This window comes from Acetivibrio sp., assembly GCF_035371925.1.
Lineage (GTDB): Bacteria > Bacillota > Clostridia > Acetivibrionales > Acetivibrionaceae > Hungateiclostridium.
Genome location: NZ_DAORXT010000001.1, coordinates 16,848 through 31,200, shown reverse-complemented (window position 1 = coordinate 31,200; position 14,353 = coordinate 16,848). Strand labels below are relative to the sequence as shown.

Below are 14,353 nucleotides of genomic sequence, written 5' to 3'. Positions count from 1 at the left end.
TATTGAATATAATACAAATATTATGTATAATTGTAACTATAATCGCGGATTTGGAAAAAAATAATAGTTATTATACATATTTAGCACATCTATTCAGTTAATTTTTAATAAAAGTTTCAATAATTGCTCTGGTTATCGAAAGAGATTTTTTGTAATCTAAAAATCTCTATTATCTTACAATTTCTTTTTTTAATATATCTTTTTTCAATATATCTTTTTTCAATATATCTTTTTTCAATATATCTTTTTGTTGCATACTTGCAGCAAAGAGATTTTAATGCATCGGTAGAATGAGTTTTATGCTGGCGGCAGGAAAATGGTTTGGGGGTCAAATTCTATGAAAAAGATTTTTATATCGGCTGGAATTATAGTTATTTTCCTTTTTGGGCTGACAATGTTTACGGCTCTTGGAAATGCTAATATCAAGGTGCTTGTCAATGGTGTTGAGTTAAATAGTGATGCCGCAATAATAAATGACAGGGTATATCTTCCTGCAAGGGCTGTATCCGAGGCGCTAGGAGCCAATGTTGATTGGGACGGTACGAAAAGAACCGTAAGCATCACATTACCTGAGGGCGGAAGAGACAGCCAGGTTCCGGAAGTGATTAAATCTGTCAGTCCTTCGGTAGTCGGTGTCATTGGCAACCTTAAGGAAGATTACCTGTATTCGTCCGGAAAGTATGAGGAGCAAATTGTTCACGGCACGGGTGTTATAATAAAGTCAAATGGTGAGATACTTACCAATGCCCATGTTGTCAAAGACATGGAAAAGATAGTGGTGGTTCTTGCGGATGGAAGCGGATATGAAGCCGAGCTTAAATGTATCGACGAAGAAACCGACCTGGCATTAATAAAAATAGGCAAGACAGGCCTTAAACCTGCGGAATTTGGAACTGAGGAAGATATAATCATAGGCAGGACTGTTATTGCAATCGGCACTCCGGTATCCTTTTCTCTGAGGAATTCCGCATCTATAGGAATAATAAGCGGAGTAAACAGGAGCATTAACAGTTCATATCGCTTGATTCAGACCGATGCCGCCATTAATCCCGGAAACAGTGGAGGACCCCTTGTGGATTTAAACGGAAAGGTTTTGGGGATGAATTCCAGTAAATTCTCAGGGATTGGCGTTGAAGGTTTGGGTTTTTCAATTCCTGTAGGTACCATAGATTTTGTGCTTAAACACTTTGAAAAGTACGGCAAAGTTGTAAGACCGAAGCTTGGGGTTGCCTTTGAGGAGGATTGGGCTGCCCAAGTAGGGCTTCCTACCAACAGCGGCCTTAAGATAGTAGGGGTTGATAGAAATTCGGCCGCAGAGAAATACGGGCTTTTGGAAGGAGATGTGGTACTTGCAATAAACGGTGCGGATGTAAATACCCTGGTGGACTTTAATGAAGAAATGAAAAAGTATCTTCCGAACGACAAGGTAAACATAAAGATAAGCAGGAAAGGCGTAAAAACGAATGTAAATGTTGTTCTTGGCAACTGATATTAAAGGTTTCTAAGAATAGCGTTTGATATATTTTGAGATTACAAAAGTTGGGAGGAATTATTTTGAAAAAGTTTTCTGTGCTGGTTGTTGCCCTTTTATTTGTTGTTTTGCTGACTTGCGTTGCCGGGGCGGCAGAAGAAGGAGAAAGGATAGAGATAAGCTTTAAAGTCGGAGACGAAATCTTGAAAATAAACGGTGAAGATGTCAAAGTTGAAAAGCCTGTTGTTATCAACGGCGTGACACTTGTGCCTTTAAGAGTTATTACGGAAGCTTTCGGTGCCGAGGTTAATTGGGACGGACAGCAAAGATGTGTTACTCTAAACTACAGCCAAGTTACAATAAAGCTGTACATTGATAAAAAAGAAGCATATGTGGATGGCGTTGCCATAGAGCTTTTGGAAGCTCCGAGGATAATAAACGACAGGACAATGGTTCCATTAAGATTTATAACGGAAAACTTTGGAGCGGACGTGGATTATGATGATAAAACAAAGCAGATTACGGTTGTAAAAGAAACTGCAAATGAGAACAGTATAAAAGATTTTAGCCTTATTTTGAAGAAAACGACCAAGGATAAAGTAGGAGACAGTTACTACGGTTGGTCCATGAACTTCCCAAAAAATTTGAATCTTAGATACAGAAGCTTTAACGGTAATTTAAACATATTTGCTGACAAAGACGGCAATTATTCCATTATGTTGAGCATATTGCAAAGCGATAAAATTACAATAGACAATCTTCTTTCTTTCGCTTTAAGCAGTGTAAAAGATGATTACACTCTTATGAAGCAGGAAAAGGGTGAAGGTTATGCTAAAGTGGTATACAGAGACAGAATATTTGCCTATGAGGACAGGTATTATATCAAAGACGGTAAAATATATTATCTTAACTTGATTTTTGAGGATTATAACATTTACAAGTCTGATCAGGACATTCAAAGGCTTCTTGATTCTTTTAGCGTAAAGTTTGTAAATGACGGAAGTATCGAGGACCTTTCGGATGTTACTGAAAAGGGTGTAAGGCCTTATACAAACAAAAACTTGAAATACTCAATAGATGTTTTGGCCGACTGGGCGGAAATAAAATATGAGGGTACGGAAAATACTGTGGATTTTGTAGATAATTTAGGAAACTCCGTTTGCATTAATATGTTTTCTTACGATAAAGGCCTTTCATTGGACGAAGTCGTAAAGAAGGAGATTGATTATATCAAAAAAGAGTACAATCCGAAGATGTATAGCCTTGTGAGCACAAAGGATGTCTTAATTGACGGCAAAAAAGCAAAGGAGTTGCTGTATAAGTTTTCAAACGGTGATATGACGGAATACTTGATGGACATATTTGTGTTGGGGGAAAACTATAAATACAATATTCGCTGTAGTTTTACCGAGGAAACTTATAATGATATCAAATCCAGGGAAAAAATATTGGATATGATGTATTCTTTCAGATTTGAAGAGCCTGACTTTGACGAAATCGGTTATATGTTGGATACCAGATTCCTTGGCATTGAAGAAAGCTATAGAACTGTGGAAAGTACCAGGTATAAGTGGTCAATGGAGCTGCCTTCGACATGGGAGCCAAGCCAGAACAATAATGGAACTAGCTTGGTGGAATATATTAACGATGACGGATACATGTGTGTTACGCTGAGTACTTTGGAAGGGGTATCTTTCAACGAGTATATCAACCAGTTTATTGATAAAATAAGCCAGTCGTCCAAAGTGTCGGGTATCACTGTAAACAGTATTGAGGATGTTACGGCCAAAGGAACAAATGCAAAGAAGTTTAACGTAACACTGAAGGAAGGTACATATGTATTTGAACAGTCTATATATGTTTTCGGTAAAAACGGTAACGTTTACTGTGTATTTCTTACCGTTGAAAGCTTCAGAGCCAGTGAGAACAACAAAAAAATTCTGGAAAGAATCTGGGAATCCATGAAATTTCAATAATAATTATAATTAATGATAATAAAATGTTGATAATTACAAATAATAATGTTATAATACATTTGGACTAAAGCAAATAGTAGCTTATGGTAAAGAGTGGGTCGGACCCACTCTTTCGTATTATTTTTTAAAAAGAGGACATGAAAAGCTACCAAAACCCAATTCTATCGGAGGTTTGTATGTCGAGGAAAGGAATAGAAGAACTTGTAACTGAAATTGCCAATCCAATAGTAAACAGGCACTCTTTTGAGTTGGTAGATGTTGAGTTTATAAAGGAAGGCTCAAGTTGGTACCTGCGTATATATATTGACAAGCCGGGCGGAATAACTATAGATGACTGCCAGATTGTAAGCGAGGAAATAAGCGATATACTGGATAAAGAGGATCCTATACCTCAAAGTTACTTTTTGGAAGTATCTTCACCGGGGCTTGACAGACCGCTTAAGAAAGAATCAGATTTTGAAAAGTTTAAAGGAGAACTGGTAGAAGTTAAAGTTTTTAAGCCCATTGAAGGAAAGAAAATATTTGAAGGTGAACTTGTGGGATATAAGGACAACAAGATTGTTATAAAAAAGAATGATAATGAAAACATGGAATTTGAGCGGGATAAGGTTGCCATGGTGAGAAGAGTCATAAAGTTTTAGCTTAAGCTGACAAAAATTAAAACAAGATCACTTTAGGTGATGTTTTTTGATATTATAAACATGGAAAGTAAACAAGGAGGCTCTAAAATGAGTGCTGATTTAATTCATGCATTGGAACAATTGGAAAAAGAGAAAGGGATTGATAAGGATACAATAATTGAAGCTATTGAGGCTGCCCTCATTTCAGCTTACAAGAGAAGCTTTGGCTCATCTCAGAATGTAAGGGTGGCGGTAGACCGTGAAACAGGGGACTTTAAAGTTTTTGCCTTGAAAAAGGTTACCGCAAATCCTCAAAATGAGTTATTGGAAATATCTATCGAAAATGCAAAGAGAATAAATCCGGGTTTTGAAGAAAATGATATCGTTGAGATAGAGGTAACACCGAGAAAGTTTGGAAGGATAGCGGCTCAGACTGCCAAACAGGTGGTGGTACAGCGTATCAGAGAAGCGGAAAGAGGAATTATTTTTAACGAGTTTTCAAATAAAGAGGGCGAAATAGTTACCGGGGTTGTTCAAAGAATAGAAAGAAAAAACGTTATAATTGACCTTGGAAAAGCCGAGGCTATACTTGCTCCCGCAGAGCAAATACCGGGCGAGGAATATAAATTTAACGACAGGATAAAAACTTATATAATTGAAGTGAAAAAGACCACCAAGGGTCCTCAAATAATGGTGTCAAGAACACATCCCGGGATTATTAAGAGACTGTTTGAACTTGAGGTTCCTGAAATATATGAAGGAATTGTTGAAATAAAGAGTATTTCCAGGGAGCCGGGCTCAAGAACAAAGATTGCCGTTTACTCTAAAGATGACAATGTAGATCCGGTAGGAGCATGTGTCGGTCAAAAGGGTACCAGGGTTCAAGCAATTGTTGATGAACTTCGCGGTGAAAAAATAGATATAATAAAATGGAGCAGTAATCCTGAGGAATATATTTCCAGTAGCCTTAGCCCTGCAAAGGTTATAAGAGTTGATATAAATGAAGAAGAAAAGAGTGCCAAGGTGACCGTCCCCGACTTTCATCTTTCGCTGGCGATAGGTAAAGAGGGACAGAATGCGAGGCTTGCTGCGAAACTTACCGGTTGGAAAATCGATATTAAGAGTGAATCACAGCTTAGGGCTACGATTGAGCAGCAACTTTTAAACTTTAACGGCAGCTACAGTGCCGACCCGGATATTATATCCGGTGAACTCTTTAAGACCGATTTTGAAGAAAACGGCGATGAAAATTCCATCGACGATACTGGGGAAGATGTAATTGAGGATGTAGTGGAAGATACTACAGATGATATATAATTTAATATATAATGAATATGGCTGTATATTTTTAGTTTGCTCCTTACGGTTCATCGACTGGAAGCAGGAGGAACTTTATACATTTTAAGCTTGATTTTGGGAAGTGGTGAGTTGTGAAACAGAAAAAGATTCCAATGAGAATGTGCCTTGGTTGTCAGGAGATGAGACCTAAGAAAGAACTTATCAGAGTGGTTAAAAACAAAGAGAACGAAATCTCTTTGGATTTTAACGGAAAAAAACCGGGCAGAGGAGCGTACATCTGCAAGAGTATTTCTTGTTTTGAAAAAGCCAGAAAGGGTAGAAAGTTTGAAAGAGCCTTTGAGACTTCTATTGATGAAGAAATATTTGAATCATTACGGAAAGAGTTGGAGGAAGGGCATGACTGAGAGAATATACTCTTTTCTGGGTTTGGCTAGAAAAGCAAACAAGCTGGTATCGGGATATGAATCCTGTGAAAGATTATTAAAAGCAGGAAAAGTAAGCTTGATAATTGTGGCCGAGGATGCTTCGCTAAGCACAAAGGAAAAGTTTATTAATGCCTGCAATTACAGGAGCGTGGATATAAAAATATTCGGAAAGAAAGAGTTGTTGGGCAAATTTATCGGTAAAGATATAAGGTCGGTGATAGCAATACTTGATAAGGGATTTGCGAATAGGACAATACAAATGATTGATGAAGCAAAAATTGGATGCGGGGGTGAAGCTATTGGCAAAAAAGAGAGTTTATGAGCTCGCAAAAGAACTAAACACAACAAGTAAGAGATTAATGGAAAAACTCGAGGAAATAAACATAGTTGTCAAGAACCATATGAGCTTTTTAGAGGAGGATGAACTGGAAGCTTTATATGACCATATTGGTGTTATCAGGCATAAAGATGACAAATCCGATACAGATGACAATAAAAGTACTACTGCTCATACAGTTGTTCAGCACAGCAGCGAGGCTGTGAAGGAAATTAAAAGAGATGCCAAAAAGGCACCGAGAATTATTAGGACAACGGAGATTTATCTTGATTCAAAAGAGGAAGAATCAAAGGAAAACAGGGAAGCTGAATCCAAAAACCAAAAAAAAGCTGAAGACAGGCGAAAGAAAAATGACTTTGTCAAAGTCTCAACAGATACTTCCGGTTTGAGACCGGGACTTGTGAGGGAAACAAAGCCGGAATATCTGAGAATTCTTGAAGAACAGAAAAAGAATGAGACGTCAAAAGCTCAAATCAATGAGAAGAAAGATGCGGATAAAAACAATATGAAAGATAATTTGCCAAAGGATACGACTCATGATAAAAAGAAAGAGGATGTTTCCAAACAAACTGCTGAAATTAAGGATGGCTCTATGAATATGGAAGGTAAAGTGATTGAAGAAGTAAAAACTGTCTCTGAACAGAGCGTTGATAATGTGAATGCAAATTTGGATGTTAATACCGACAAAGACAAAAAAGCAGATGAAAGCAAGCAAGCTTCTGTGGAAAGCGGTGTAGCAGGTGGTGTAGAAAGCAATGCTGTGCAGTCTGCAAACAAGAAAGATTCAGACAAGAAAAATGAGAATAAAAAGAACGATGCAAAAAAGAATAATGAAAAGAAAAATGATGTCAGGAAGAATGACAATAAAGGCAATAATGTAAAGAAAAATGAACACAGACCTGATATGAAGAGAAATGATTTTAATCGTACTCAGGATGCCAATAATAAAAACAATAACAAGCCCGGTACCGATAAAGGCGGCCGTATGGTTTCTAAAAAGCCTTTGGAAATACCAAAGGTAGAGCTTACTGCTTCGCAAAAAGAAGAATTGAATTCACAACGCTCTGAGAGACGAGATTTCAATAAAGATGTTGAAAAGGATTCAAAAAGAGAGCTTAAGAAAGAACAGCCCCGTGCCGGAATCAATAGCGGAAGGAATAAAAATCACAAGGTGATTAAGAATGTCCTTAGTGCTAAAAAAGGAGTTGCTGAAGTATTGTCCGACGATTTTGAAATGGAGGAATATTACTTCAATGGTACAAAGAGAGTCAGAAAAGTGAAAAAGAAGAAGGAAGAGAAAAAAGAAGAGAAGTATATTCCGCCGAAGGCCGTTCTTACATCTATAAAAATTTCTGCTCCCATTACTGTAAAAGAATTGGCTGAGGCTCTTAAAAAGACATCTGCTGAAGTAATTAAGAAGCTTATGTCCTTGGGAATCTTGGCAACATTAAATCAGGAACTGGACTTTGACACGGCGGCTATAGTTGCGGATGAGTTTGGGGTAAAAGCGGAAGAGGAAGTTGTTATCAACGAAGAGGATATTCTCTTTGACGATTCCGATGACCCGAACGATCCGGAGGCAGTGCCAAGACCGCCTGTAGTAGTTGTTATGGGGCATGTTGACCACGGAAAGACATCCCTCTTGGATGCTATAAAGAAATCAAATGTTACGGAAAGTGAAGCAGGTGGAATTACGCAGCATATAGGCGCTTACATGGTAAAAATAAATAATAGGAATATTACATTCCTCGACACCCCGGGTCATGAGGCTTTTACTGCCATGAGAGCAAGGGGTGCCCAGGTTACTGACGTTGCCATTTTGGTTGTAGCGGCGGATGACGGTGTCATGCCTCAAACAATTGAAGCTATAAACCATGCTAAAGCCGCAAACGTGACAATTATTGTTGCAATAAACAAAATTGACAAGCCGACTGCAAATCCCGAGAGAGTAAAGCAGGAGTTGACAGAGTACGGACTCATTCCTGAGGAATGGGGCGGCGATACAATTTTCGTTGAGGTGTCTGCAAAGAAGAGAATGAATATAGACCAGCTGTTGGAAATGGTTCTTCTTGCGGCCGATATGCTGGAGCTTAAAGCAAATCCGAATAAACAAGCGAAAGGTACTGTCATAGAGGCAAGACTTGACAAAGACAAAGGACCGGTTGCTACAGTACTTGTACAGAGAGGAACCTTGAATGTTGGAGATTCCATTATAGCCGGTACCACTACCGGAAGAATAAGGGCAATGACGGACGACAAGGGTCACAGAATCAAAAAGGCAGGACCTTCAACACCGGTTGAGATTCTTGGTATGCATGAAGTTCCGGAAGCTGGAGAAACTTTCTATGCCATAACTGACGAAAAAACTGCAAAACAATTGATAGAAAAGAGAAAACTAAAATTAAGAGAGCAGCAGCTAAAAGCTACCGCAAGAGTAACTCTCGATGACCTGTTTAACCAGATAAAAGAGGGTAAGGTTAAAGATCTTAATATCATTGTAAAGGCCGATGTCCAAGGTTCTGTTGAGGCTCTGAAACAGTCATTGGAGAAGCTTAGCAATGATGAGGTTAGAATCAAGATTATCCATGGCGCCGTCGGTTCGGTGAACGAATCCGATGTTACTTTGGCACAGGTATCCAACGCCATTATAATCGGATTTAACGTAAGACCTTCAGCCAATGTCATTGACGCCGCAAAGAAAGCCGGAGTTGACCTAAGGCTTTACACAATTATATACAATGCCATTGAGGACATTGAAGCCGCTATGAAAGGAATGCTTGACCCGACTTACAGGGAAGTTATTATTGGGCATGTTGAAATAAGGCAAATATTTAAAGTTTCCGGTGTGGGAACAATTGGCGGTTGCTATGTAACTGATGGAAAAATTACAAGAAATAGCGGTATCAGATTGGTAAGGAACGGAATAGTAGTTCACGAAGGAAAACTGGGCTCATTAAAGAGATTTAAAGATGATGTAAAAGAAGTGGCCCAAGGATATGAATGCGGTTTATCCATAGAAAAGTTCAATGATATAAAAGAAGGAGACGTAATTGAAGCTTTTGTTATGGAAGAGGTAAAATAATTCTTTTGACTTTGCATCAAAATATAAACACGCAATAAGTTGTAGGAGTGTTTTTCATGGAGAGGATAGAACGTATTTCGGAAGAGATAAAAAGGGAAATGAGCGGTATTATTCAAAATGAATTAAAGGACCCGAGGCTTCCAAAACTTATAAGCATAACTCATGTAAACGTTACAAAAGATCTTCGTTATGCGAAAGCTTATGTCAGTGTTTTAGGAAGCGAAGAGGAAAAAGCAAATGCATTGGAAGGGCTTAAAAGTGCAGCGGGTTTTATAAGACGCGAAATCGGCCGGCGGGTACAAATAAGGTATACTCCCGAAATTCATTTTGAGTTGGATAATTCCATTGAGCAGGGAGCGTATATTACCAAGCTTATTAATGAGACATCAGCTCAGGATAATAGCATAAAAGACCCTGAAGATGCTTGACAAATTAATGGAATTTGATAAAAATGTAGGATGAATTGTTGAGAGGTTATATAATGATTGAGAATGAAATTATTTCTTTAATCGAAAAAGCAGATAAAATTGCTATTTTGCCTCATGTTTCGGCAGACGGAGATGCATTAGGCTCGAGTCTGGCACTGGCATTGGCGCTAAATATTTTAAACAAGAAGCCAGTGATTTATTTTGAGGAAGAGATGCCTTCCATATACGGTTTTTTACCGGGCAAGGAGCTTTCACGGATATATGAAGGAAAACCGGACAAATACGAGCTTGTAATTGCCTTGGATACCGGTGATTTGGACCGGCTGGGAAAAAGGGTGGAAATATTCAATAATGCCGGCATTACCGTTAATATAGACCATCATCCTACAAATACAGAGTTTGCCGGCGTGAATTTTGTGGATACAAACGCATCGGCGGTTGGTGAAATAATATACCGGCTTCTTACGATGATGAAAATCGGCTTGGACAAAGATATGGCCACATGTCTTTATGTTGCTATAGCTACAGATACCGGGGGCTTTAGGTACAGCAATACAACGCCTGATACCCATAAGATAACCGCCGATTTGATAAACAACGGTGTGGATGTTTCCTATATATCCCAGACGGTATTTGATACCTTGTCCTTGCAAAAAGTAAAACTGATGGGAAAGGCAATTGAGAATCTTGAATTGTTTGAAAACGGAAAGTTGGCAGTGATAAAGATTACCGACGACTTGCTAAAGAGTGTCGGAGCAAAGGAAGAGGACTGCGAAGGCATCGTCAACATAGGAAGAAATATAGAAGGTGTGGAAGTGGCAGTGGTAATCCGTCAGCGTGCAAGCGGTGAGCTTAAAGTGAACTTCAGGTCAAAAGACTATGTTGATGTCTCGGTTATTGCAAACAGGCATTCCGGCGGCGGCCACAAAAGAGCTGCCGGATGTACGGTAAAAGGCGATATAAATGATGTAAAAGAAATGCTCGTAAAGGAGATTAGTGAAGTCTTGTAAGTTATGGATGGTATATTGAATGTTTTAAAACCTCCTGGCATGACATCCTTTGATGTGGTGGCATACCTTAGGGGAATATTGAAAATAAAAAAAATTGGACATACGGGCACGCTTGACCCTGGTGCGGCAGGTGTGCTTCCTATTTGTATAGGCAAGGCTACAAAAGCAATTGAATATCTTACTGACAAAGATAAGGTTTACAGAGCGGAGCTTTTGCTGGGTGTATCCACCGATACCCAGGATTCTTACGGAAAAGTTATAAGGGAGCAGGAAGTAAAGGCTTCCCATGATGAAATTGAAAAGGTGATTAAGTCCTTCGAAGGGGATTACAGCCAGCTGCCTCCTATGTATTCGGCAATCAAAATGAACGGAAAGAAGCTGTATGAGCTTGCCAGAAGCGGTATTGAAGTAGAGAGAAGTCCTAGGAATGTAAAAATATATTTTGTTAATATTTTAAGTATCAGGGGTAGCAGGGTTGTTTTTGATGTGGGATGCTCCAAAGGTACTTATATTAGGACTTTGTGCTCCGATATCGGAGACAGGCTGGGCTGCGGAGGACATATGGCTTTTCTGGTAAGGATGAGGTCAGGAAGCTTTGATATTGAAAATGCTTTGACCTTGGAACAGATAAAAGAGATGGCCCGGGAAGGAACCCTTGAAAAAATGCTCACGGGCATAGATGTAGCTTTTCAGGATTATGACAAAGTTTGTCTCAATGAAAAGGATAAAATAAGATTTTTAAACGGTGGATTTGTAAGCCTTGGAAGGTATGGCGAATATATTTTGGCTCAAAAAATCAGGGTATATAGTAATGAGGGCACTTTCCTGGCTTTGGGAGAAACGGTTTTGGACAGAAACGGACAGTTAAGTCTTAAGATTGACAAGCTTTTTACATAGTATTATATATTAGCAAAAAAACAGTTATCCAGCCCCTTGAAGCGAATGAAAGGGGTAAAAGCAAAGGGACTGATACCCCAAACTTTTATTATTGTAGGCGGAGTTGTAGAAGGAAAGCATATGAAAGTCATATATGGAGCAGAAAACAAACACAATTTTATAAAGCCGACGGGTGTGGGACTTGGAAATTTTGATGGCTTGCATGTAGGTCACATGGCTTTGATAGACAAATTAATAAAGGAATCGGAGCAAAGTTCATTGGATTCGGTTGTCTACACCTTTAGCAAGCACCCGGAAAACATAATCAGAAAAGAGCTGTTTACTCCTTTGATTACTTCAACACGTAAGAAAGTGGAGCTGCTTGAGAGGACCAGGCTCAACTATTTATATTTTGAGAAATTTGATGAAACCTTTTCCAGAATGGAGCCTAAAGAGTTTGTAAAAGATATCCTGGTGGGAAGATTGAATATGAAGCTTGCAGTGGCAGGCTTTAATTATAGATTCGGCTACCAGGGACAGGGAGATACCGAGCTTTTATACAAGCTGGGAAAAGAGCTGGGCTTTACGGTCATTGTTATTGAGCCGGTTATGTTTGGAGATGAAGTGGTAAGCAGCACCAAGATAAGAAGCTACATTTTAGATGGGGATATGGAGAAGGTGTCTGCATTTTTAGGTAGGCACTATTCCGTTGCCGGAAGGGTTGAAAAAGGCAAAAGGATTGGAAACACTATTGGGTTTCCCACTGCTAATATTTATCCGGAGGATTATCTTGTTCTTCCTTGCAACGGTGTGTACATAACAAAGACCCTTGTGGACAGCAAAATGTATCCCAGCGTTACAAGTGTTGGCTATAACCCCACATTTGGAGGTTTGGACAATATTTCTGTCGAAACATATATACTGGATTTTGAAAGGAATATTTACGGAAAAGAAATAGAAGTCTTTTTCATTTCAAAACTAAGAGATGAAATTAAGTTTGGCAGCGCAGAAGAACTTATAAATCAAATAGAAAATGATGTAGAGATTACCAGAAAATATTTTGATATTTGATTTTGCTTAATTGAAGTTGTAGATAGAATGAATGGGAGGCAGATATGCCTCCCTCTTTATCTAAATCTTTTTAGCAAACATCCCGATAGCATCCCTGTTGCAAAGGTCAATACAAGTATTCCTGCAGCTTGGGCAATACTTAAATCAATGGTCGGAGCGTCATTATGTTCATTTTGTTCACTTTGTTTTGAATGCGTTCTAGGATATTTTCTGTAATATCTAACCTGATTCATTGAAATCCCTCCAATATTATTATTTTCAATGCTCAAGATTTTTATTTTACTAATAATAAACAACTAATAAAACTTAACTGACAAATATTGAATAAAGGTGTATTTTTTTATTATACTATTAACATACATTGTTTTACCGAAAGTTTTTGAAGTTGATTTTGTTAAAGCTGGAATTTTCATGAGAGTTATCATTTTTAAAGAGAGGATTGATCTGATGAATACTTTGATTTCAGAAAATAAAGTATCTGAAATTGCATCTTTTAACGGAATAAAGATTTACAGGATTCAAAGCCGGAAATTCAAGACCAATTCAATTAATATCTTCTTCTATGACGATTTGACCAGGGAAAATGCAGCCAAAAATGCAATGCTTCCTGCTGTCTTGAGAAGAGGTTGCGAGGGTTATCCCACAATAAGAGACATCTCTCTTTATCTTGAAGAGCTTTATGGCTCTGTGTTTGACTGCGGCGTGACGAAAAAGGGAGAGCATCAGATTATTCAGTTTTATATTGAATATATTTCCAATAAATATGCAAGATCCGATATTGACCTGACAAAGAAAACCTTTGACCTGCTTTTAGACATAATAACGAAGCCTGTACTTGAAAACAATGCTTTTAAAAAAGAGTATGTGGAGCAGGAAGCCCAGAATTTGAAAGAGCTTATCGAAAGCAGGGTAAATGATAAAATGCAATATGTCATTGAAAAATGCCTTGAAGAAATGTGCAAGGATGAGCCCTTTGGGATATATGACTACGGAAATGTGGAGGATTTGAAAGAGATTGATGAGAAAAACCTATACGAACACTATAAATACTTCCTTGAGACTTTGCCTGTATATGTTTTCATTTCCGGCGACATTGATGATGAAGGAGTGAAATACATAGCGGACGGTCTTGCGAAAATAAAGAGGGGAAATATCAAGCCTATTGCCAAGACCAAAGTGGAAGTTGAAGTGGGAGAAGTCAAAAACATAACTGAAAGAGTGAGTGTAAACCAGGGAAAACTGTGCCTGGGTTTTCGAACCAATACACCGCCCGGCAGCAAGGACTATTATAAATTGCTGGTCTACAACAGCATTTTAGGCGGCGGTCTTCACTCGAAGCTCTTCCAGAATGTAAGAGAAAAAGCGGGGCTTGCATACTATGCGTTTTCAAGACTTGAAAAATTCAAGGGCCTTATGGTGCTAAGCAGCGGGATAGAGATAAAAAACAAAGACAAGGCCTTGGAGATAATATATGAGCAGCTGGAAGAGATAAAAAAAGGCAATATTTCCGACTACGAATATGAAGCATCCATCAAAAGCATAGAAACGGGGATTAAATCTCTAAAGGACAGCCAGCTTCAGATTGTAGATTTTTATCTTAGCCAGTATATAGCACAGACCAATGACACTCCCGATGATGTTATTGAAAATGTAAAGAAAGTAACTAAGCAGGATGTAGTGGATATTTCCGAAAGAATAAAGCTGGATACAGTTTATTTTTTAACATCGAAGGAATAAATGGCAGAAAAAATAGAAGGG

At 38.5% G+C, this 14,353-nt stretch carries 13 protein-coding genes; 12 read left to right on the top strand and 1 reads right to left on the bottom strand.

Annotated features, from left to right (window positions below; genetic code table 11):
- Positions 1-337 precede the first annotated feature (337 nt).
- The 11 genes from PLH43_RS00140 to PLH43_RS00090 all read left to right on the top strand — a co-directional run bounded on the left by PLH43_RS00140 (position 338) and on the right by PLH43_RS00090 (position 12,595).
- The gene (locus PLH43_RS00140) at positions 338-1,489 is read left to right on the top strand and encodes a trypsin-like peptidase domain-containing protein (protein ID WP_324358817.1); all 1,152 of its coding nucleotides are present in this window, start codon (positions 338-340) and stop codon (positions 1,487-1,489) included.
- 65 nt (positions 1,490-1,554) lie between these two features.
- Entirely contained in the window at positions 1,555-3,447 is a 1,893-nt protein-coding gene (locus PLH43_RS00135) for a copper amine oxidase N-terminal domain-containing protein (RefSeq protein ID WP_324358815.1), read from the top strand.
- 176 nt (positions 3,448-3,623) lie between these two features.
- On the top strand, positions 3,624-4,088 hold the full coding sequence (gene rimP, locus PLH43_RS00130) for a ribosome maturation factor RimP (protein WP_324358813.1): 465 nt from the start codon (positions 3,624-3,626) through the stop codon (positions 4,086-4,088).
- Between the two features lie 87 nt (positions 4,089-4,175).
- The gene (nusA, locus tag PLH43_RS00125; protein WP_324358811.1) at positions 4,176-5,384 is read left to right on the top strand and encodes a transcription termination factor NusA; all 1,209 of its coding nucleotides are present in this window, start codon (positions 4,176-4,178) and stop codon (positions 5,382-5,384) included.
- 113 nt (positions 5,385-5,497) lie between these two features.
- Positions 5,498-5,770, top strand: coding sequence for a YlxR family protein (locus PLH43_RS00120; protein ID WP_324358809.1), 273 nt, complete (start codon positions 5,498-5,500; stop codon positions 5,768-5,770).
- Positions 5,763-6,113 carry a ribosomal L7Ae/L30e/S12e/Gadd45 family protein gene (locus PLH43_RS00115; RefSeq protein ID WP_324358807.1) on the top strand — a complete coding sequence of 117 codons (351 nt, stop codon included), beginning with the start codon at positions 5,763-5,765 and terminating at the stop codon, positions 6,111-6,113. Before PLH43_RS00120 ends, PLH43_RS00115 begins: the two co-directional genes overlap by 8 nt.
- A complete protein-coding gene (gene infB / locus PLH43_RS00110) occupies positions 6,058-9,210 on the top strand; it encodes a translation initiation factor IF-2 (RefSeq protein WP_324358805.1) in 3,153 nt (1,050 codons plus the stop codon). Before PLH43_RS00115 ends, infB begins: the two co-directional genes overlap by 56 nt.
- A gap of 56 nt (positions 9,211-9,266) precedes the next feature.
- The gene (gene rbfA / locus PLH43_RS00105; RefSeq protein WP_324358803.1) at positions 9,267-9,638 is read left to right on the top strand and encodes a 30S ribosome-binding factor RbfA; all 372 of its coding nucleotides are present in this window, start codon (positions 9,267-9,269) and stop codon (positions 9,636-9,638) included.
- 53 nt (positions 9,639-9,691) lie between these two features.
- Positions 9,692-10,648 (top strand): bifunctional oligoribonuclease/PAP phosphatase NrnA, encoded by a 957-nt coding sequence (locus PLH43_RS00100; RefSeq protein WP_324358801.1) that lies wholly within the window; start codon positions 9,692-9,694, stop codon positions 10,646-10,648.
- Positions 10,649-10,651: 3 nt separating this feature from the next.
- The gene (gene truB / locus PLH43_RS00095; protein ID WP_324358799.1) at positions 10,652-11,545 is read left to right on the top strand and encodes a tRNA pseudouridine(55) synthase TruB; all 894 of its coding nucleotides are present in this window, start codon (positions 10,652-10,654) and stop codon (positions 11,543-11,545) included.
- A 120-nt stretch (positions 11,546-11,665) separates the two neighbouring features.
- On the top strand, positions 11,666-12,595 hold the full coding sequence (locus PLH43_RS00090) for a bifunctional riboflavin kinase/FAD synthetase (protein ID WP_324358913.1): 930 nt from the start codon (positions 11,666-11,668) through the stop codon (positions 12,593-12,595).
- A gap of 56 nt (positions 12,596-12,651) precedes the next feature.
- Here PLH43_RS00090 and PLH43_RS00085 read toward each other — a convergent pair whose 3' ends face one another.
- Entirely contained in the window at positions 12,652-12,828 is a 177-nt protein-coding gene (locus tag PLH43_RS00085; RefSeq protein ID WP_324358797.1) for a hypothetical protein, read from the bottom strand.
- Between the two features lie 214 nt (positions 12,829-13,042).
- Here PLH43_RS00085 and PLH43_RS00080 point away from each other — a divergent pair, with 214 nt between their 5' ends.
- On the top strand, positions 13,043-14,332 hold the full coding sequence (locus tag PLH43_RS00080) for a pitrilysin family protein (protein ID WP_324358795.1): 1,290 nt from the start codon (positions 13,043-13,045) through the stop codon (positions 14,330-14,332).
- The last annotated feature ends 21 nt before the right edge of the window (positions 14,333-14,353 follow it).